Origin of the sequence: Halopseudomonas xiamenensis, from assembly GCF_014219065.1 — a bacterium.
In the GTDB taxonomy this organism is placed as follows: domain Bacteria; phylum Pseudomonadota; class Gammaproteobacteria; order Pseudomonadales; family Pseudomonadaceae; genus Halopseudomonas; species Halopseudomonas xiamenensis.
In genome coordinates this window covers 40,403-60,503 of record NZ_JACLGO010000009.1, presented here as the reverse complement: position 1 = coordinate 60,503, position 20,101 = coordinate 40,403, and the positions used below count along the sequence as shown (strand labels likewise).

Sequence of the window (20,101 nt, the reverse complement as noted above, 5' to 3'; positions counted from 1 at the left end):
TGGGGCGAGGTGGCAGATAGCTGCCTCGCCTCCACACTTTCTATAAGGGAGTGGCTCAACGCAGGTGAGTACGGGCCTGGGTTTCCAGTTCGTTCTTAAGGCCGGGTTCCAGCTTCAGCTGGCGCGCCAGTTCATCCAGGTAGGCACGTTCCATGTAGCTCTCCTCGTCCACCACGATCAGGCTGGCCAGGTACATCTCGGCGGCGATTTCGGGGGTGGCGGCGGCGCGGGCGATGCTCGTCGGTTCCAGTGGTTGGCGCAGTTGCTGGTCGAACCAGTGCTGCAGTTGGGTATCGCCGGTGAGCTTGGCGACGGCGTCGTCGATCAGCTGCCGCTCGCGATCATCGATATGGCCATCCGCCTTGGCCGCACCGATCAGCGCCAGCAGGATCGCCTGGCTGTGCTGTTCGACTTCCGCCGCGGGCACCCGGTCCACGGTGCGCGGCTGTGGTTCGATCACCGGCTGACCGGGTTGCTGCTGCTTTTGCTGCCAGTTGCTGTAGGCCTTGTAGGCGACCACGCCGAGGGCGGCCAGGCCGCCGTAGGTGACCACCTTGCCGGTCATCTTGCGTGCCTTCTTGCTGCCCATCAGCAGGCTGATGGCGCTACCGCCAAGCATGCCGCCACCGACACTGCCCAGCAGGCCACCCAAGGGGGAATCGCTGCGTGGGGCGGTGTCCCGGTTTGGCTGGCCCGGGTTCTGGTTCTGCAGCAGGTCCTTGCCGGCATTGAGCAACTGGTCGAGCAGACTTCGCGTATTCATGGATACCTCGGTTGGATTGATTGTGACGTGCGGTCCTGTCCGTCTCGCTGAGAGTTGGACAGGCCGAAGCGCCAAAGTTTTCCCGTGCCGGATAATTTATTATGCCGTCTGCGCCACCGGCATCTGCGGGGGCAGGCGCCACATGGCGGTCAGGCACAGCAGCAATGCGGCCAGGGCGAGTGCGCCGCCGACCAGGCCGATATTGATCAGACCCAGGTGGCTGGTGACCTGGCTGCCGAGCAACGCGCCGGCGCCGATGCCGAGGTTGTACAGGCCGGAGAACAGTGCCATGCCCACATCGGTGGCGTCGGAGGCCAGTTTCAGTACCCGCGATTGCAGGGCCAGGGTGAAGCCGAGGATGGCGATGCCCCAGATGAAGCAGACCAGTCCCAGACTCCAGATGCTGGCAGCTGAGAGCGTCAACAGCAGCATGCACAGCGCCAGGGCGAGCATGGTGCCGACCAGCACGCTGCGCGGGTAGCGTGGGCTGTAGCGACTGAACAGTCCGGCTCCGACCAGTCCGGCACCGCCGAACAACAGCAACAGCACGGTGATCTGGTTGCCGACCAGCCCGGCGATCTCGCGGGCGAAGGGTTCGATGTAACTGTAGGCGGTGAACTGCGCCGTCACCCCGATCACCACCAGGGCGAACACCACCATCAGCGCCGGGCGCCTGACCAGCAGCGGCAGGCTGCGCAGCGAGCCGGAGTTGTGGCTTGGCAGTCGCGGCAGCATGCGCGCCAGGCAGATCAGGATCAGCAATGCCAGTATGGCCACGCCGAGGAAGGTGATACGCCAGCCCACCAGCTCTCCGACCAGGCGGCCCAGCGGAATACCCAGCACCATGGCCAGGGTGGTGCCGGTGGCCAGCAGGCCGAGGGCCTGGGCCTCGCGGCCTGCTGGCGCGACACGTACCGCCAGGGAGGCGGTGATCGACCAGAACACCGCATGGGCCAGGGCGATACCGACGCGACTGACCACCAGCGCCTCGTAGCTCCAGGCCAGGAATGACAGCAGGTGGCTGGCGATGAACAGCACGAAGACGCCCATCAGCAGCTTGCGCCGTTCGATGTTGCGGGTCAGCAGCATCAGTGGCAGCGAGGTCAGCGCCACCAGCCAGGCGTACACGGTGAGGATCAGCCCGACCTGCTCGGGCAGCATGCCGAAGCTGGCGCCGATGTCGCTGAGCAGCGCCACCGGGGCGAACTCGGTGGTATTGAAAATGAATGCAGCCAGGGCCAGCGCGACTACACTGAGCCAGCTGCCCTGTTGGGCGGTATTGGACGTTGTCATGAAGAGTGAAACCGGATAGGGAAGAAGCCGGCAGGCCGCGTCGATGCGAGCCTGCTGCGGATGGCGCGTATTCTAGAAGCCCTGGCGGGCAAATGCCAGCCTCAGTCCCGCGCCACCACCACCTGATCGCGGCCGCTGTGCTTGGCTTCGTACAGGGCGCTGTCGGCGCGGCGCAGCAGTTGCTGGTAGTCTGGGTGGCCGGTGAACAGGGCCAGGCCCAGGCTGGCGGTGACGTGGATAGTCGTTTCCTGGGGCAGGCGGAACACTTCGGCGGCAGTCAGCGCGCGGATCTTTTCCGCGGCGCGCCGGGCGCTGTTGGCGTTGACGTCGACCATGATCATCAGGAACTCCTCACCGCCCATGCGGAACAGGTAATCCCCGGCGCGGCTCTTGTTCAGCAGCATGCTGGCGAACTGCTGCAGCACCAGGTCGCCCGCCTCGTGGCCGTGGGTATCGTTGATCTGCTTGAAATGGTCCAGGTCGATGGACAGCACGGCGAAGCTGTTGTTGGTGTCTCGCGCATAGTTGATCTGCTTGTTCAGCACCACGGACAGGAACTTGCGATTCAACAGGCGGGTCAGCACATCGCGGCCGGATTCGAGTTCGTTGTTCTGCTCGAACAACAGGTCCAGGTGATAGGCGATGCTCTTGGTCTGCTCGCGCAGATCCCGCAGCAACTGCAGGTTCTTCTGCGGATCGGCGCCAGGCTCGCGCAGCGCGAACAGCGGCAGCAGCACATCATCTATCTGCGCCATGGCATCGAGGATCAGTCCGGTCTCCAACGCACCCTCGAAGCCATGGGCGCCCTTGTGGCGGAACCACAGGCCGAACTCGGAGGCGCGCAGGCGTGGCAACTGATCCGCGGTCAGGCTCATGGCGTGGTCGAACATCAACTGGTTCTCCCAGTCGAGCAGGGCGGCGCGCTGCTTCTCCTTCTCGCTGGCGATGTTCTGGGTCACGGCGAACAGGCGGTAGCTTTCCTCGGCGCGGGAGTGGCGGTCATGCGAGGCGGAATAGGCATGGCTCATGATCTCCATGGCCAGGTCGATCAGGGTCATGGCGAAGCTGCTGGCCATGGCCGCCTGCTGGGGCGGCAGGGCGGTGCGCAGGATCTCTATCAGCCGGCGCTTGAGCAAGCGAGCGCCGCGCAGCACCAGGTGCACCGGGATGGACACACGGGCATGCACTTCGCCGATCTTGTTCTGATGGGCGATCACCGACTGGATGTCCGTGGTGTCGCGGGTGGAGTACAGGTTGCACACCCAGTTCTCCATGGAGCTGCTCAGGCGGCTCTTCACCTCCTCATGGGACAGAAACAGCGCAGCCTCGGGGTGTTGCAGCATCACCGCATAGAAGTGCGCGGCCAATTCGGTCTTGTGCTGCACCGCCAACTGCGCCGTCAGTTGCCTGATATGGTCGGGGCAGTTGTCCAGCTGGTGCTGCCACTCGGCCGTAAGCTCATCCAGTGACAATCGGGGCATGGCGTTATCGGACTCGGATAAGGAGGGAAGGGGCGTATTTTTCCACAGGCAGCCAAGCAAAACCAGATTTTGCAGAGCTGGTGCGGTATTTCTGGTTGAACCATCGGCGGCATTGAATTTCTATTTTTCTGTAGTCCCCTGAATACACCTGGAGGAACACATGAAACAGCAACTGATCTATAGCGCTTTGTTCAGTTTTGCATTGGCCGCTGCTGTACCGGTGGCTGTGGCCCACGATCATGACGGTGACAAGGACAAGGACAGAAAGACCATGGATGAGCGCAAACAGGATTCCGGAGCCTATGATCCGACCAGTTCCAATCCTGACGCTCCGCCGACCCATCCGGATAACCCGTCCAACCGGGATGGTGCCGGTGGTGGCACCGGTGGCGGCGGTGATGCCAGTGGTGCGGGTAGCGGTAGTGGTTAAGTGTTGCAGTACTTTACAGGCCGGGCTAGTCCCGGCCTTTTCATATGTCGTTGCGGCGCAGACAAGCGCCACCCCCAGCCTTGTCGCAGCCGCAGAACGACGCGATCCAGCCGCAAATCGCGCGGCTGGAATCCCGGCCCTGAACTAGACTGAAAGCGAACCAGTGAACGGGGGGAGTATGAGGCTGCGGATCTGGCTTGTGGTGGGTGTCGTATCCTTGGCGCTGTTCTGCGTGGCAGGCTTCGAGTTCCGGTATGCCTGGTTCCAGTCGCAGTGGATCAGCGATTATGCCAGTCGGCTTCAATACCAGCTCGATGAGGGTGAGAGCGAGGCTATTCGCTTTCCCCAGGCCGGCCCGTTCAATCAGCGACTGGGTTACAGCCTGATTCCGGACCTGCAGCCGCGGCTGCAGCAGCAGGGCTATGGCGTCAGTCGCCAGGTGCGCTTCTCCAGTGAACTGCTGGACTATGCCGATCACGGACTGTACCTGCCGTACCAGGAAAAGACCCACGCGGGCCTGCGGGTGGTCGACTATCAAGGCGAGCCGATCTACCAGTTCACCTATCCTCGTTTCAGCATCAGTGAGTTCGACAGCATTCCGGCACTGCTGGTGGAAGCCCTGCTGTTCATCGAGAACCGCCACCTGCTGGACCCGGCATTGCCGAGAGCCAACCCGGCGGTGGACTGGCCGCGCCTGGCGGGCGCCTCGGTGGCCATGGTAGTCAGTTCGCTGGGCGGCGATGGTCCCAGCCACGGCGCCAGTACCCTGGCCACGCAGAAGGAAAAATACCGCCATTCCTTTGAGGGACGCACCCTGACGCCAATGGACAAGTTGCGGCAGATGGCCTCGGCCAGCGTGCGGGCCTACATGAACGGGCCGGAGACAATGGAGGCACGCCGGCAACTGGTGCGTGACTATCTGAACAGTGTGCCGTTGACGGCGGCGCCCGGGCATGGCGAAGTGCATGGCATCGGCGATGCGCTGTGGGTCTGGTTCGCCGAGGATATCGACAATTTCAGCAGTAGCCTCGATGGTGAGCGCGGGCTGGACGCCCAGGCGCTGGCGCTGCGCCAGGCCCTGGCGTTGATCATCGCCCAGCGTCGGCCCAGCTGGTATCTGCTCGGCGGGCGAGCCGAGCTGCAGGAGCTGGTCGACAGCCATATCCGCCTGCTGGCCAGCCACCAGCGTATCGATGAGGAGCTGGCGCAGACCGCGCTGCGCACGCCGATGGCGTTTCGCGACTGGCAGACCGAGCCACTGCTGGAGCATACCAGCGCCGACAAGGCTGCGCGGGTCACCCGCAACCAGCTGGCATCGCTGCTGGGGCGACCCTTCTATGACCTGGACCGTCTCGACCTGACCGCCAGCAGCAGTCTGGATGTGGGCCTGCAGCGCGCTGTCAGCGCCTTCCTGGAAAACCTGGCCGATGAGCAGGCCGCCGCCCAGGCAGGATTGCTGGGGGAAACCCTGCTGTCACGCCAGCAGGCGGCGCAGGTGCGCTACAGCTTCACCTTGATGGAGCGTACCGCCTCGGGCAACCAGGTACGGGTGCAGACCGATACCACTGGCCTGCCGTTCGACCTGAACGCCGGCAGCAAGCTGGAGCTGGGCTCGACCGCCAAGCTGCGGGTGCTGACCAGCTATCTGGAAATCATCGCCGAGCTGCATGGCGAACTGGCCGGGGCTGACGTGCAGACCCTGCGCCAGGCCAGGACCGAGCATGGCGATCCTCTGACCCGCTGGGCCACCGAGTATCTGCAGGCGCGGCCACAAGCGAGCCTGGCGGAGATGCTCGAGGCCGCGCTGCAGCGCCGCTATTCCGCCTCGCCCTGGGAGCAGTTCTTCACCGGTGGTGGGGTGCAGCGCTTCAACAACTTCCGCAAGCAGGACAACAACCGCATCGTCACCGTGCAGCAGGCGCTGCAGGAGTCGCTGAACCTGCCTTTCGTGCGTCTGTTGCGCGACGTGGTGCGCTACAGCCTGGAGCAGAGTGTGGAGAATGCCGATAGCCTGCTGAGCAATGACCGCGATCCGCGGCGCAAGGCCTACCTGCAGACCTTCGCCGACCGCGAGGGGCGGGTCTATCTGCAGCGCTTCTGGCGGCGCTATGCCGGCATGAACGAGCAGCAACGCTTCGAACGTCTGCTCAAGGAGGTCCAACCGATTGCTGCACGGCTGTCGGTGGTGCATCGAAACCTCTATCCGCAGGCGGACTTCGAGACTTTCCGGACCTATCTCGAGGAGCACGTGCGGGTGCCGCAGAAGCCGGAACGCATCGAGCGGCTGTACCGTACCTATGCCGCGGGCAGCTTCGACCTGACCGATCAGGGCTACATAGCGCAGGTCCACCCGCTGGAATTGTGGTTGCTCGGCTATCTCAAGCAGCACCCCCAGGCCACCCTCAATGAGGTGCTGTCGGCCAGCGCCGTCGAGCGCCAGCAGGTATATGGCTGGCTGTTCCGCACCCGGCATGCCAGTGCGCGCAATGTGCGCATCCGCACTATGCTCGAACGCGAAGCCTTCGATGCGCTGCACCGGCGCTGGCAGCGGGTGGGTTACCCGTTCCCGCACCTGGTGCCCTCGCTGGGTACCGCCCTGGGCAGCTCTGGCGACCGCCCCAGCGCGCTGGCCGAGCTGATGGGGGTCATCCTCAACGATGGCATGCGCCGGGATATGCGGCGTATCACCAGCCTGCATTTCGCCGCCGACACGCCCTGGGAGACCCGCTTCGAGCCGTTGCCGGACCGGGAGCGGCAGGTCTTGCACCCGGAGGTGGCGGCGGCGCTGCGCCGGTCGCTCTCGGCGGTAGTGCTCGATGGTACCGGGCGGCGCCTGCAGGGTGTGTTCATGAGCGCCAGCGGTGAGCCGCTGGAGGTGGGTGGCAAGACTGGCACCGGCGACAATCGCATCCATACCGTGACGGCCAGGGGCGCGGTGATCTCCAGCGAGGTGATGAACCGCACCGCGACCTTCGTATTCTTCCTCGGTCCCAACCACTTCGGCACCCTGACCGCCTTCGTCCCCGGCGAGGACGCCGGCGCCTTCCACTTCACCTCGGCGCTGCCGGCGCAGGTGCTGAAAAGCCTGGCGCCGGTACTGGCGCCTTACCTCACCACACCGCCGGAAGGCATGCTGGCCCGGCAGGATTGACAGGTTCGGCCTCCCAGCTGTGGTGGGATGTGTCGTCGAGCAGGGGCTCGACAACCCGGGAGCTGCGTTACGCCGGTTCTCCGCGTGCAGGGAGGCTTGCTGTCGAGCGGGGGCCAACCCTGGGGGTGTAGCGCGCCTGCGCTACGCCGGTGCTTGTCAGCTGAACTACCGCTTTTTGCAGAAAACGGATAAAGGTGCTGCAGAAAACGGATATTGATCGCCAGCACTGCGTCGTAGCCTTCATCAAACGGACACAATGGCGACGATGCCATCGGTGTCTGCCCGGATTCGATCCGGCTCGGCAACAACAACAAGAGAAACGACGCCATGCGTAAAATAGATGTCCACGGCATCATCGACGATGCCCGCTTCAACGGCTTCCACTGGGTGATCATGGGCCTGTGTGCCCTGTTGCTGATCTTCGACGGCTACGACCTGTTCATCTATGGTGTAGTCCTGCCGGTGATCATGGAGGAGTGGGGCCTGACTCCGCTGGAGGCCGGTGCGCTGGGCAGCTATGCGCTGTTCGGCATGATGTTCGGTGCTCTGGTATTCGGCACCCTGGCCGATCGCATCGGGCGCAAGAAGGGGATTACCATCTGCTTCCTGCTGTTCAGCTGTGCCACAGTGGTCAACGGCTTCGCCAGTACTCCGACCGAGTTCGCTGTGTATCGCTTCCTCGCCGGCCTGGGCTGCGGCGGGCTGATGCCGAACGTGGTAGCGCTGATGAACGAGTACGCGCCGAAGAAACTGCGCAGCACCCTGGTGGCGGTGATGTTCAGCGGCTATTCGCTGGGTGGCATGTGCTCGGCCGGGCTGGGTATCTTCCTGTTGCCGCGCTTTGGCTGGGAAGTGATGTTCTTCGCTGCAGTGGTGCCGCTGCTGCTGTTGCCGGTGATCCTCAAGTTCTTGCCTGAGTCGGTGGGCTTTCTGGTGCGCCAGGGGCGTTCGGAAGAAGCCCGCGTGTTGCTCCAGCGGATACAGCCGGGCGTGCAACTGCCGGCCGACGCCGAGCTGCATATGGTGGACACCTCAGGCCAGAAGAACTCGGTGCTGGACCTGTTCCGTGGCGGGCGCCTGCTGGGCACGCTGTCGATCTGGGTGGCGTTCTTCTGCTGCCTGCTGATGGTCTATGCGCTGGGTTCCTGGCTGCCGAAGCTGATGGCCAACGCCGGCTACAGCCTGGGCTCGAGTCTGTCGTTCCTGCTGGCGCTGAACTTCGGCGGCATGTTCGGGGCGATCCTCGGCGGCTGGCTGGGTGACCGCTTCGACCTGGGCAAGGTGGTGGTGGCCTTCTTCCTGGTCTCGGTGGCTTCCATCAGCCTGCTGGGCATCAAGACGCCGATGCCGGTGCTCTATACCCTGATCACCATCGCCGGTGCCACCGTGATCGGTACGCAGATCCTGCTGTATGCCGCCGCCGCGCAGTTCTATGGTCTGTCGATCCGCTCCACCGGTCTTGGCTGGGCTTCGGGCATCGGTCGCAATGGCGCCATCGTCGGGCCGCTGCTCGGTGGCGCGCTGTTGGGCATCAACCTGCCGCTGCAACTGAACTTCATCGCCTTTGCCATTCCCGGCGTGATTGCGGCGCTGGCCATGACCCTGTTCGTGCTATCGGGCAAGCGGCAAGGTGCCGCCACTGCGGCCCCGCTGATGGCGGCCAGGGCCTGAAGGCCAGTGGTGGATTGAAGGCAGCACGGGGAGGGGATATGCAGCTATCGACATGTGCCAGCCCCGGGGATGCTAACCTCTACCGCCAACAGCGGGCGCCCGCCCCAGGCTCTGAGACGCGAGACGACATGAAGGCATTGCTCAAGGACATTTCACTTTCGGCGCTGGTCGCCGGTTTCATTGCGACGGTCATTTCCTACGCCGGCCCCCTGGTGATCATCTTCCAGGTGGCCCAGGCCGCGGATCTGCCCCACGACGTGCTGTCCTCCTGGGTCTGGGCCATCTCCATCGGCAGCGGTGTGCTCGGCATCGTCCTCAGCCTGCGTTACAAGGTGCCGGTGATCGTCGCCTGGAACGCCCCTGGCTCGGCGCTGCTGATCACCCTGTTGCCGGGCATGAGCCTGAACGAAGCGGTCGGCGCCTACCTGGTCAGCAGCGCCATCATCCTGCTGGTGGGGTTGTCCGGCAGCTTCGATCGGATCATCAGCAAGCTGCCGGCGGCGATTTCCGCGGGCATGCTGGCTGGCATCCTGTTCAGCTTCGGCACCGGCCTGTTCGTCTCGTTGCAGGACCAGCCGCTGCTGGTGCTGGCGATGTTCGGCACCTACCTGGTGTGCAAGCGCCTGGTGCCACGCTACGCGGTGCTGGCGGTATTGCTGGTGGGGGTGGGCATTGCCCTGGGCCTGGGTGAGCTGCGTACCGAGCGACTGGTGATCGGCCTGGCGACACCGCTGTGGATCAGTCCCGAGTTCAGTTGGCAGGCTACGCTCAACGTGGCGCTGCCGCTGGTCATGGTGGCGCTGACCGGGCAGTTCGTCCCCGGCATGGCGGTGCTGCGTGCCGACGGCTACAGCACCCCGGCCAGCCCGCTGATCAGCAGCAACGGGGCGGCGTCGCTGCTGCTGGCGCCCTTCGGCTGCCACGGCCTGACCCTGGCGGCGATCACCGCTGCCATCTGCACCGGCCGCGAAGCCCATGAAGATCCCGCCAGGCGCTATGTGGCAGGGGTTTCCGGTGGCGTGTTCTACCTGCTGCTGGGGCTGTTCGGTGCCACCCTGGTGTCGATCTTCGCGGCCTTTCCCGCCGCGCTGATCGCGGCACTGGCCGGCCTGGCACTGCTGGCGGCGATCGCCAACTCGCTGACCGGCGCCATGGCGATACCGCAGGACCGGGAGGCGGCGTTGATCACCTTCCTGGTGACCGCCTCGGGTATGTCGTTCCTCGGCTTGTCCGCCGCCTTCTGGGGATTGATTTTTGGAGTCGTCGCGCACCTGTTGCTGGGGCTGAGGAAGCCGCCCACCAGCGCGCCATCACCCTGCGTCCAGCGGGAGCAGCAAACCGCCCGCTGATTTAACCGATAACCAGGTTGCACTTTCGCAGCATCTGCTCCGGAAGCAGGCAACCTGCGTCCAGAAAACAACAAGAATGAGTGAAATGCCATGAAAAAACCGTCCGTTTCCCTGCTCGCCCTGGCCGTCGGTGCCAGCCTCTGCCTGCCGGCGTTGGCCACTGCCGAGGAAGGCTTCATCGAAGGTGCCAGTGCCACGCTGCAGGCGCGCAACTACTATTTCAGCCGGGACTATTCGGATATCGTCGGCGCCAACCAGCAGTCCAAGGCCGAGGAGTGGGCCCAGGGTTTCATCCTCAATGTGCAATCGGGTTATACCCAGGGCACGGTCGGCTTCGGCGTCGATGTGCTGGGCCAGTTCGGCATCAAGCTCGACAGCGGCGGCGGGCGCATCAATACCGGATTGCTGCCCGCCGATAGCGATGGCAAGGCGCCGGACAACTACGGCCGTCTCGGCGCGGCGCTCAAGGCGCGGTTGTCCCAGACCGAGCTGAAGGTCGGTGAGCTGACGCCGAATCTGCCGGTGCTGACCTTCAGCGACATCCGCCTGCTGCCGCCGACCTACCAGGGCGCCAGTGTCGTTTCCCGGGAGATCGACGGCCTGACTCTGCAGGGCGGTCAGCTGCGTTCCGGCAGCCTGCTCAACGAGGCCGGCGATGGCAAGATGCGCGCCAAGCTCGGCCATGTGCCGCAACTGGGCGGGAATGCCGCCACCGATCGCTTCAACTATGTTGGCGCCGACTATGCCTTCAATGACCAGCGCACCTCGGTCGGCGCCTGGTACGCGCAGCTGGAGGATATCTACAACCAGCGCTTCTACAGCCTCAAGCACAACGAGCCGCTGGGTGACTGGGTGCTCGGTCTCAATATCGGCTTCTATGATTCCGAGGACGACGGCAACCGACTGCTGGGGGCTATCGACAACCAGGCGGCCTTCACCCAACTGTCGGCCCGGCATGGCGGGCACATGTTGATGCTCGGCTATCAGGCCATCTTCGGCGACGATGCCTTCCCGCGGGTGTTCAACAACATCACGCCACTGGGCAACGAGGTGCCGACCTATGAATTCGCCGGTGCCGACGAGCGTTCCTGGCAGTTGCGCTATGACTACGACTTTGCCGCCAGCGGCATCCCCGGCCTGATCGCCGGCGTGCGCTACATCAAGGGCGACAACGTCGATGTCCAGGCCACCAACCGTGGCGGCCCGCGTTATGAAGGCAAGGAGTGGGAGCGCGACCTGGACCTGGGCTACACCTTCCAGAGCGGTTTGCTGAAGAACCTCAACGTGCGGGTACGCAATGTCGTGGCGCGTTCCAACTACCGTACCGATATCGACGAGAATCGCTTGATCTTCAATTACACCTGGACGCTGTTGTAATCGGCCGGCCTGGGGCAGCGCTTTCGGCTTGCGGTATTTTGCACCCGTCGTGCCAATAGGCGATGATCGAATACCACGCGCCGCAACAAGGTTGCCCCAGCATGCCCGACGAATCCCGCCCCGCCAGCGTGCCGCAGGCACCGGCCATCATCGCCTCGCCGGCCCGGCGTATCGATGCGCTGACCGGCGATCCCGACTTCATGATGTCGCTGGCCCGCGGGCTGGCGGTGATCCATGCGTTCCAGGAGCGCAAGCGGCACCTGACCATCGCGCAGATCAGCCACCGTACCGAGATCCCCCGCGCCTCGGTGCGGCGCTGCCTGCATACGCTGATGAAGCTGGGTTATGTCACCACTGATGGCCGCACCTATTCGCTGTTGCCCAAGGTGCTGACCCTGGGCCATGCCTATCTGTCGTCCACACCCCTGGCGGTAACCGCGCAGCCCATTCTCGACCGGCTCAGCGACCGGTTGAACGAGGCCTGCTCCATGGCCACCCTGGAGGGCGAGGAAATCCTCTATGTGGCGCGCTCGTCGATCCCCCTGCGGCTGACCTCCATCGACCTGAGCATCGGCAGCCGGCTGCCGGCGCATTGCACCTCGATGGGCCAGATACTGCTGGCGGCGCTGGACGATGCGGCGCTGGAGGATTATCTGGAGCATGCCGAGCTGCAACCGCGCACCAGCCGCAGCCTGCGCACCCCGGAGCAGATCCGCACAGTGGTAGCGCAGATCCGCCAGCGGGGCTGGGTGATCAGCGACCAGGAACTGGAAATCGGCCTGCGCTCGCTGGCCGTGCCGCTGCGTGACTCCGCCGGTCAGGTACTGGCCGCGCTGAACGTCGGCACCCCGGTCAGCCGGGTGACCCGCCAGGAGCTGGAAACCCGTTTCCTACCGGTGCTGCTGGAGGCCAGCAAGGAACTGAGCCGGCGGCTGTTCTACTAGGGAATGCTATCTCTCGCGAGATCCTTGATTTTTATCAAGTATAAAAAAATATTGATTAAACATAAGTTATTACTGTTTTGATTTTACTTATCCGTGGGCGCAAACTGTTCGCGTTATTGCTCGCCTGCCTCGCTTCACGGAGTTTTCATGAACGTCCCCTCTGCTTCAGCGGGCTCATCGGAGCCCGGCTATAACTATGATGTAGTCCGCAAGTTCACCGTCATGACCCTGGTCTGGGGTGTGCTTGGCATGGCCGTCGGCGTGATACTCGCCGCGCAGCTGGTCTGGCCGGTACTCAACTTCGACCTGCCCTGGTTCAGCTTTGGCCGTATTCGCCCGATCCACACCAACCTGGTGATCTTCGCCTTCGGTGGCGGCGCCTTGTTCGCCACCTCCCTGTATGTGGTGCAGCGCACCAGCCGCGTGCGCTTGATATCCGACCGGCTGGCGAACTTCGTGTTCTGGGCCTGGCAGGCCATCGTCGTGGCGATCATCGCCAGCTACGCCACGGGCCACACCACCAGCAAGGAATACGCCGAGATGATCTGGCCGATCGCCACCCTGGTCACCATCGTCTGGGTGGTCTACGCCTATCTGTTCTTCGGTACCATCGCCCGGCGCAAGGTCAAGCATATCTATGTCGGCAACTGGTTCTACGGCGCCTTCATCATCGTCACCGGGCTGGTACACGTGGTGAACCATATCGATGTGCCCATATCGCTGTTCAAGTCCTACCCGGTGTACGCCGGCGCCGCGGACGCGATGATCCAGTGGTGGTACGGCCACAGCGTGGTGGGCTTCATCCTGTCGGTCGGTTTTCTCGGGTTGATGTATTACTACGTGCCCAAGCAGGCGGGGCGGCCGATCTATTCCTACCGTCTGTCGATCGTGCATTTCTGGGCAGTGATCGCGCTGTACATCTGGGCCGGCCCGCACCACCTGCACTACACCGCGCTGCCCGACTGGGCGCAGACCCTGGGCATGGTGATGTCGATCATCCTGCTGGCACCGTCCTGGGGCGGGATGATCAACGGCATGATGACCCTGTCCGGCGCCTGGCATAAATTGCGCAGCGATCCGGTGCTGCGCTTCCTGGTGGTGGCGCTGGCGTTCTACGGCATGTCCACCTTCGAAGGGCCGATGATGGCGATCAAGACGGTCAACGCGCTGTCGCACTACACCGACTGGACCATCGGTCACGTGCATGCCGGCGCCCTGGGCTGGGTGGCGATGATCAGTATCGGCGCTCTCTACCACATGGTGCCCAGGCTGTGGGGCCGGGACGGCATGTACAGCATCCAGCTGATCAACCTGCATTTCTGGATGGCCAGCATGGGCACTGTGCTGTACATCGTCGCCATGTGGGTCAACGGCATCACCCAGGGTCTGATGTGGCGTGCGGTGAACGTCGACGGCACCCTGACCTACGCCTTCGTCGAAGCGCTGCAGGCCAGCCATCCGGGCTATATCGTGCGGATGATCGGCGGCGGCATCTTCGCCGCCGGCATGCTGCTGATGGCCTTCAACTGCGCCATGACCATTCGCGGCGCCCGGGTGCGGGAGCAGTCCGGTGACCTGATTGAGGCTGGCCGCTGAGTGGGGTCGAGCAAACCTGGGGGTGTAGCGCCCCCGGTCCGCGTTCGGGCGCTACGCCTGCGGCCTTCGCCGCTGCTAGCTGTCGTCGAGCAGGTGCTCGACAACCCCTGGAGCGTCTACTGGGATAGCCCCCGGTCCGCGTTCGTAGCGATTCGGCAACTTGGGCACTGTCCCGGGGTGTAGCGCCCCTGCGCTACGCCTGCGGCCTTGCCATCGCGCCGAAGCAGCTCTCCCACGGCAATACCTGCATCTATGGAGAACTAGGTTTTTTATCTTGTTTGAATAAAAATTACTGTTCTGTTGGTTAATTATTATTGAATTGTCTGTATTCATGCCCGCGGGCAGAATAGCGGCTCCTTATTTCCCCTTAGCAAAGTTCCGGTTTCTGATGTGCTCCACTGCCGTCACCTATCACCGGCAGGAGTACCATGATGTCTGGTCAGTTGCTGGCCCTTTCCCGGCGCCTGTTCAGTTGGTTGCCGCGTACCGTGCAGACCCGTCCTGGCGAATGGCTGCGCGCCGCTACCGGTGTGGCGCTGGCGGTGTCCTGCACTTTCTGGTTGTCCAGCCTGCTGTACGGCCAGACCACGGCGATGGTGCTGCTGGGGCCGGCGGGGGCGTCGGCGGTGCTGTTGTTCGTGGTCTCGTCCGGGGCGCTGGCCCAGCCATGGCCGGTATTGGGCAGCTACCTGCTGGCGGGGGTGGTCGGGGTGGCTGCACTGCATCTGCCGCTGCCGGAAATGACCACAGCGTGGTTGCTGGTCATCGCCATAGCCGCCGTGGTACTCGGCATGTCGCTGCTACGCTGCCTGCACCCTCCGGCCAGCGCCATGGTGCTGGTAATCGTGCTTGCCGGCGATCTGCTGGCGCCGCTGGGTGGCTGGTTGCTGCTGCCGGTGATGCTCAACGCCTGCTGCCTGCTGTTCTGCGCCACGCTGTTCAACAACCTCACGGGTATCCGCTATCCCAAGCAACTGCCACGAGCCGATCTGCACAACACCCGCGACATCCTGCCGGAGCAGCGCGTCGGCTTCACCGAAGAGGACCTGGACCGGGCGCTGGACAAGTTCGGCGCCTTCATCGACATCACTCGGCATGACCTGGAACAGATCATCCGCGATACCGAAAGCTCGGCATTGCGACGCAAGATGGGCAATATCCGCGCCGAGCAGATCATGTCGCGGGATATCCGCACCGTCGGTCCGGATACCACGGTGATGCAGGCCATCCGCCTGTTCCGTCACCACCACGTCAAGACCCTGCCGGTGGTGGACAGCGAGGGCGTGGTGCAGGGCATCACCAGCCTGAGCGACCTGCTGGCGCAGCTGGACCTGCCGATGGGCCGGATACTGCCGACGCGCATCAACCTGTGGCGCGACCAGCCGCTGCACAAGGTGATGACCGCACCAGTGGTCACCGTGGACGGCCAGACCCATGTGGTCGACATGATCCCGCTGATGTCGAACCAGGGGCTGCATTGCCTGCCGGTACTGGACAACGGCCGCCTGGTCGGCCTGGTGACCCAGACCGACGTGATCGCCGCGTTGCACCGCGATCTGGTCAGCCATCTGGCCTGAGCCTAGATCATCGGGTCCCAGCGCTGCGACCAGTCCTGGCTGGTGTGGGCCAGTTCGCGCAACAGCTTCAATGCCCGCTCCAGCACCTGCGACTCACGCTGGCGCGAATACACCAGGTAGGTCGGAAAGCTGAACTGCGGTGCCAGCGCCACCGTTTCCAGCAGCCCGTTGTCCAGGTAGCTCTGTACCACGCGGCTGCGGAAGTACCCCGAGCCACCCGACTCCAGGATGTACTGCAGTGCCAATGGCCCGAGGTTGAAGGTCACCGGTGCGCGGGCCTTGTCCGGCAGGGCGGCATCATGCTGACGGCGAAAATGCTCACCCCAGTCGATGTACACGTAGGGCTCCGGCCGGCCGGGCAGACTGACCTGGATCAGCTTCTCCTCCAGCAACTCCTCCACCTGCAGGCCGGGCAGGTATTCGGGCTGATAGACCAGCGCGGCATCCAGCGAACCCTGCTCGACGCGCTGCATCAATGCACCGCTATCGCCGATCTCGGCACGCACCGAATGCTCGGGAATCTCCCGCCGCAGCGCACGCACCCAGTGCAGCATCAACGGCGTGCTCAGGCTGGCCTCGCCACCGATATGCAGCACATCACTGAACCCCTTGAGCAAGGGCAGGTCACGCTGGGCGTTGTCCCAGGCCTGGATCATCTGCGTGGCATGGGTGATGAATGCCTCGCCATCGGCGGTCAGCCGGGCGCCGGAGCGGTTGCGGATGAACAGGGTGCAATTGAGCTGGCTTTCCAGGCTCTGGATGCGCGAGGTGATGGCCGCCTGGGTGACATGCAGCCGATCGGCCGCGGCGACGAAGCTGCCACAGCGGACTATCTCCAGAAAGGTGCGAGCCAGGCTGATATCCATGTCCGATTCCCCGAGGGTGAAATCAGGCATTCTATCAAGCCGGGCGGGCATCTGGTGGATGGACGAGGGCGGTGCCGCCAGTCAGGGTCTCAGAACTTGAAGAACGCTACTCGCTGTTTCAGTTGCTCGGCCAGCTGGGTCAGTTCCCGGCTCGAGGCGGCCACCTGGTCCGAGCTGGCGGAGGTGTGCAGGGTGGCATCGCGGATGCGCAGGATGTTCTGGTTGACCTCCTCGGCCACCGCGCTCTGCTGCTCGGCGGCGCTGGCGATCTGGGCGTTCATGTCGTTGACAGCACCCACCTCGTCCCGAATGCTGGACAGGGCACCACCGGTTTCGCGGGTATGTTCCACCGTTTCGTGGGTCAGGGCGCGGCTGGCCTGCATCACCTGGCTGGCCTTGTTGGCGCCTTCCTGCAGCTTGGCGATCATCTCGCGGATCTCGCGTGTCGAGTTCTGGGTGCGGGCGGCCAGGGCGCGCACCTCGTCGGCGACCACGGCAAAACCCCGGCCCTGGTCGCCGGCGCGGGCGGCCTCGATGGCGGCATTGAGCGCCAGCAGATTGGTCTGCTCGGCGATGGCGTTGATTACCTCGGTGATCTTCTCGATGTTGCTGCTGTCCTCGGAGACCTGGGCTACGGTGTCGGCTGCCTCCTCGAGGATCTCGGCCAGATGGTGGATCGAGGCCACGGTCTTCTGCGCCAACCCATGGCCGTGTTCTACTTCCCCTTCTGCCTTCAGGGTCGCGCTGGCGGCGCCGGCGGCGTAACCGGCCACCTCGCCGACCGTGGCGGCCATCTGATTGATGGCGGTGGCCATCTGTTCGGTCTCGGCGGTCTGCAGGCGGATCTGCTCGTTGTTGCTGGCGCTGGTCGCTTGCAGCTGGGTGGCGGCCACCGACATGTGGTTGGCGACGGCGGCGACTTCGGACAGGGTGCCGGTCAGGTGCTCGATGGTGTCGCGCATGGCGGCCATCACGCTGCCCGGATAGCGGGTGCTGATCTTCTGATGCAAGTTACCTTCGGCCAGCGCATGGATGGCCTGGACCACCTCCCGCGGCTCGGCGCCGAGGCGGGTCTGCAGGCTGCGGATGATCAGGAAGGCCACCAGGCTGCCGAGCAGCAGGGCGACCAGGGTCACGCCGAGCATGATGTTGCGGAAGCCGCTGGCCACTGCGCGCACGGTCTCGATGTCGCGGGTGATGTCGCGCTCCTGGTAGTCGATGAAGGCGTTGATGTCGGCCAGCCACTGGGTATAGGCCGATGCGGCATCACGGCTGAGCAGCAGGCGGGCGGCTGCGATGTCGCCACGCTGGCGCTGTTCGATCAGTTGCGTCATCAGGCGCTGGGTCCGGGCCTCGGTGGCCTGGATCTGTTCCAGCAGCTTGCGCTCATCGGCACCGAGCAGACCCTGGGCCACCAGCCTGTTCAGCGGCGTGGCGGAATCCTGGTAGAAGCCATCCAGCCGGGTGATTTCCGCCAGATGTGCGTTCAGTTCACGGGGGTTCTCGGCCAGCACCGCATCGCGTGCGGAGATGGCCCGGTCGTGTACGCTGCCGCGGAAGTTGATGGCGTAGCGCTGCTTGACGGCGGACTGGTTGCTCTGGGTCAGCAGGTTGTCCATGAAGCCGACCCGCAGAATGCCGAGGGCGGTGACCAGCATCATCATGGCCAGGACCAGACCGAAACCGAGGCCGAGACGCTGGGCAATGCTGAGCCTGAAAATGGGTGTACGCATGGTGATACCTACGTGACTGGGTTGATCTAACGGTCGGTTGTCATTGTTGTTCCGGAAACCTGTCCATAGCCCGGTGGGCCCATGGACGGTCTTCCAGCGCCGGGTGGTCGTCATTGACGACGTAGCGGTTCTTGCCTGCTCTCTTTGCCTCATACATGGCCGCGTCGGCCTTGCTGATCAGCAGTTCCGTGTGGTCACCATGCAGTGGGGCGAGGGCCACGCCTATGCTGGCCGACAGCTGGACGAGGCTGCCGTCCGCCATTCTCACCGGCTCGGCGACCGCCCTCAGCAGGCGTTCGAGAACCGGGTAGTGGTCCTGCGGATGTTGAAGGTCGTCGATGATGGCGATGAACTCATCACCACCGAGCCGGGCCAGGGTATCGCCGTCGCGGAGTGTTTCCTGCATATGCAGGGCGGCTGCCTGCAGCAGCTCGTCGCCCTGCATGTGGCCATACTGGTCGTTGACCGCCTTGAAGCCATCCAGGTCGATGAAAGCCACCGCCAGCAAGGTACCGCGCCGTTGCAGCCGGCGCAGCGACTGCTGCATGCGTTCGGCCAGCAGCAAGCGGTTCGGCAGTCGGGTCAGCGGGTCATAGTGGGCAGTATATTCGAGCAGTTTCTGGCGCTCGTTGAGCTGGATCAAACGTTTCACCAGGAGGCTTTGCCGGCGCAGCCTGACCAGTGCCCAGATGAGGCAGCCGGTCAGCAGGAGGATGCAGGCGAGCATCAGGTTGATATGGTTCATGCTAAGCCGCCCCGGCACTGGGTGGAACGGCTGCGCATGGTCCACCTCTGTCGCTCATGGCCGATTACCGAGGGGCAACTCGACGGTGAGAGCGTCGATGTTGCGGGATGACCATTTGCCCATGGGTTCGCGGGCAACGATGCGGTCGCTACAGCCGGGTTGGGACAGGTCGATGATCTCCAGGGGGATCGCCTGCCGCAGCAGTTGGGAAAAGAACACCTTCACCCTGGGTTTGAGCAGGGAGCCGGGGGCCTGTTCGATGACCACGCCGATGCGCCCGCTGTCCAGTCGCACCAGGGAGCCGACCGGGTAGATGCCCACTGCCTTGACGAAGGCCTGGAATATCTCGTCATCGAAGTGGCCTTGCCATTGGGCCATGCGGCCGAGCGCCTCGGCCGGGTTCAGGCGCCCGGGCTTGTTGAGTACCTCTTCGGGAATCGCCATCTTGCCGATGTCGTGCAACATGCCGGCGATACCCGCCTCGCGCACCTGCTCGTTGTCCAGCCCGAGCTGGCGGGCGAGGGCGATCATCAGCGCGCACACCGCCACCGAATGCATGTAGGTGTATTCGTCCGAATTCTTCAGCCTGGCCAGGTTGATCAGCGCATGCGGATGGCGCTGGATCGAGCTGGCGATCTCCTGCACCAGCTCGGGGACCTGGCTGGTATCGACTATCTTGCCCATGCGCGCATCGGCGAACATCGCCATCACCGCATGTTTGCTCCTCAGGCAGATGCGCTGTGCCAGCAGCAGCTCATCCTCCAGGCTCGTCTGCTGGCTGCCGGCCAGTTCCCGGCGCTTGCGCTCGCCTGATGCCGGTGCGCTCACGGCGGCTTGGGACGCGGCCTTGGCCGGGACATCCAGGCCCTTGCTCAGGTCGATCACCACGTCGCGAATCCCGCTCTGTTTCGGACGCAGCAGATCCTCCTCGGCGTCGAGCAGGAAGCTGTTCTTCCAGAAGGGATGTTGCAGCCAGGAGCCGGACAGGCTGTGGATGTACATGCCACACACAAGGTCGGAAACAGCGATAGGTTTAAGCACTGAACAGGAATCCGAAATACATTGAGCTGGTGAAAGACTTCGCAGGATGCGCCGGCCGCTACATCAGAATGTTCTATCAGGGTT

15 protein-coding genes are annotated in these 20,101 nt (G+C 63.9%); 8 read left to right on the top strand and 7 right to left on the bottom strand.

The genetic code is table 11. The features are described 5' to 3' along the window. Positions 1-55 precede the first annotated feature (55 nt). The 3 genes from H6X51_RS08035 to H6X51_RS08025 all read right to left on the bottom strand — a co-directional run bounded on the left by H6X51_RS08035 (position 56) and on the right by H6X51_RS08025 (position 3,537). Positions 56-763: a tellurite resistance TerB family protein gene (locus H6X51_RS08035; protein WP_185267026.1), complete on the bottom strand. Its 708-nt coding sequence runs from the start codon at positions 761-763 to the stop codon at positions 56-58. A 99-nt stretch (positions 764-862) separates the two neighbouring features. After that, complete coding sequence (locus H6X51_RS08030) at positions 863-2,056, bottom strand: sugar transporter (RefSeq protein ID WP_185267025.1); 1,194 nt, start codon at positions 2,054-2,056, stop codon at positions 863-865. Between the two features lie 101 nt (positions 2,057-2,157). Then, positions 2,158-3,537 carry a diguanylate cyclase gene (locus H6X51_RS08025; RefSeq protein ID WP_185267024.1) on the bottom strand — a complete coding sequence of 460 codons (1,380 nt, stop codon included), beginning with the start codon at positions 3,535-3,537 and terminating at the stop codon, positions 2,158-2,160. 160 nt (positions 3,538-3,697) lie between these two features. Here H6X51_RS08025 and H6X51_RS08020 point away from each other — a divergent pair, with 160 nt between their 5' ends. From H6X51_RS08020 to H6X51_RS07985, 8 genes are all read left to right on the top strand, one after another. Then, positions 3,698-3,967, top strand: a complete 270-nt coding sequence (locus tag H6X51_RS08020; protein WP_185267023.1) for a hypothetical protein — start codon at positions 3,698-3,700, stop codon at positions 3,965-3,967. 178 nt (positions 3,968-4,145) lie between these two features. Beyond that, the gene (locus tag H6X51_RS08015; RefSeq protein ID WP_185267022.1) at positions 4,146-7,118 is read left to right on the top strand and encodes a transglycosylase domain-containing protein; all 2,973 of its coding nucleotides are present in this window, start codon (positions 4,146-4,148) and stop codon (positions 7,116-7,118) included. 327 nt (positions 7,119-7,445) lie between these two features. Next, positions 7,446-8,789, top strand: a complete 1,344-nt coding sequence (locus H6X51_RS08010; protein ID WP_185267021.1) for an MFS transporter — start codon at positions 7,446-7,448, stop codon at positions 8,787-8,789. Between the two features lie 128 nt (positions 8,790-8,917). Further along, positions 8,918-10,138, top strand: coding sequence for a benzoate/H(+) symporter BenE family transporter (locus H6X51_RS08005; RefSeq protein ID WP_185267020.1), 1,221 nt, complete (start codon positions 8,918-8,920; stop codon positions 10,136-10,138). A gap of 90 nt (positions 10,139-10,228) precedes the next feature. Further along, positions 10,229-11,515: an OprD family porin gene (locus tag H6X51_RS08000; protein ID WP_185267019.1), complete on the top strand. Its 1,287-nt coding sequence runs from the start codon at positions 10,229-10,231 to the stop codon at positions 11,513-11,515. A 101-nt stretch (positions 11,516-11,616) separates the two neighbouring features. After that, positions 11,617-12,459: an IclR family transcriptional regulator domain-containing protein gene (locus H6X51_RS07995; RefSeq protein WP_185267018.1), complete on the top strand. Its 843-nt coding sequence runs from the start codon at positions 11,617-11,619 to the stop codon at positions 12,457-12,459. A 147-nt stretch (positions 12,460-12,606) separates the two neighbouring features. Further along, positions 12,607-14,055 carry a cytochrome-c oxidase, cbb3-type subunit I gene (ccoN, locus tag H6X51_RS07990; RefSeq protein ID WP_185267017.1) on the top strand — a complete coding sequence of 483 codons (1,449 nt, stop codon included), beginning with the start codon at positions 12,607-12,609 and terminating at the stop codon, positions 14,053-14,055. A 431-nt stretch (positions 14,056-14,486) separates the two neighbouring features. Next, positions 14,487-15,632, top strand: a complete 1,146-nt coding sequence (locus tag H6X51_RS07985; RefSeq protein ID WP_185267016.1) for an HPP family protein — start codon at positions 14,487-14,489, stop codon at positions 15,630-15,632. Between the two features lie 2 nt (positions 15,633-15,634). On the opposite strand, the gene H6X51_RS07980 is transcribed toward H6X51_RS07985, so the two are convergent. From H6X51_RS07980 to H6X51_RS07965, 4 genes are all read right to left on the bottom strand, one after another. Next, entirely contained in the window at positions 15,635-16,498 is an 864-nt protein-coding gene (locus H6X51_RS07980; RefSeq protein ID WP_185267015.1) for a LysR family transcriptional regulator, read from the bottom strand. Positions 16,499-16,587: 89 nt separating this feature from the next. After that, positions 16,588-18,231: a methyl-accepting chemotaxis protein gene (locus H6X51_RS07975; RefSeq protein ID WP_185267014.1), complete on the bottom strand. Its 1,644-nt coding sequence runs from the start codon at positions 18,229-18,231 to the stop codon at positions 16,588-16,590. A gap of 40 nt (positions 18,232-18,271) precedes the next feature. Then, positions 18,272-18,976: a GGDEF domain-containing protein gene (locus tag H6X51_RS07970; protein ID WP_185267013.1), complete on the bottom strand. Its 705-nt coding sequence runs from the start codon at positions 18,974-18,976 to the stop codon at positions 18,272-18,274. 54 nt (positions 18,977-19,030) lie between these two features. Then, positions 19,031-20,017 (bottom strand): HD-GYP domain-containing protein, encoded by a 987-nt coding sequence (locus H6X51_RS07965; RefSeq protein ID WP_185267012.1) that lies wholly within the window; start codon positions 20,015-20,017, stop codon positions 19,031-19,033. Positions 20,018-20,101: the final 84 nt, after the last annotated feature.

Coding starts and splice junctions, on each gene's coding strand:
- H6X51_RS08035 (WP_185267026.1), bottom strand. CDS start 763: ATGAATACGCGAAGTCTGCTCGACCAGTTGCTCAATGCCGGCAAGGAC.
- H6X51_RS08030 (WP_185267025.1), bottom strand. CDS start 2,056: ATGACAACGTCCAATACCGCCCAACAGGGCAGCTGGCTCAGTGTAGTC.
- H6X51_RS08025 (WP_185267024.1), bottom strand. CDS start 3,537: ATGCCCCGATTGTCACTGGATGAGCTTACGGCCGAGTGGCAGCACCAG.
- H6X51_RS08020 (WP_185267023.1), top strand. CDS start 3,698: ATGAAACAGCAACTGATCTATAGCGCTTTGTTCAGTTTTGCATTGGCC.
- H6X51_RS08015 (WP_185267022.1), top strand. CDS start 4,146: ATGAGGCTGCGGATCTGGCTTGTGGTGGGTGTCGTATCCTTGGCGCTG.
- H6X51_RS08010 (WP_185267021.1), top strand. CDS start 7,446: ATGCGTAAAATAGATGTCCACGGCATCATCGACGATGCCCGCTTCAAC.
- H6X51_RS08005 (WP_185267020.1), top strand. CDS start 8,918: ATGAAGGCATTGCTCAAGGACATTTCACTTTCGGCGCTGGTCGCCGGT.
- H6X51_RS08000 (WP_185267019.1), top strand. CDS start 10,229: ATGAAAAAACCGTCCGTTTCCCTGCTCGCCCTGGCCGTCGGTGCCAGC.
- H6X51_RS07995 (WP_185267018.1), top strand. CDS start 11,617: ATGCCCGACGAATCCCGCCCCGCCAGCGTGCCGCAGGCACCGGCCATC.
- ccoN (WP_185267017.1), top strand. CDS start 12,607: ATGAACGTCCCCTCTGCTTCAGCGGGCTCATCGGAGCCCGGCTATAAC.
- H6X51_RS07985 (WP_185267016.1), top strand. CDS start 14,487: ATGTCTGGTCAGTTGCTGGCCCTTTCCCGGCGCCTGTTCAGTTGGTTG.
- H6X51_RS07980 (WP_185267015.1), bottom strand. CDS start 16,498: ATGGATATCAGCCTGGCTCGCACCTTTCTGGAGATAGTCCGCTGTGGC.
- H6X51_RS07975 (WP_185267014.1), bottom strand. CDS start 18,231: ATGCGTACACCCATTTTCAGGCTCAGCATTGCCCAGCGTCTCGGCCTC.
- H6X51_RS07970 (WP_185267013.1), bottom strand. CDS start 18,976: ATGAACCATATCAACCTGATGCTCGCCTGCATCCTCCTGCTGACCGGC.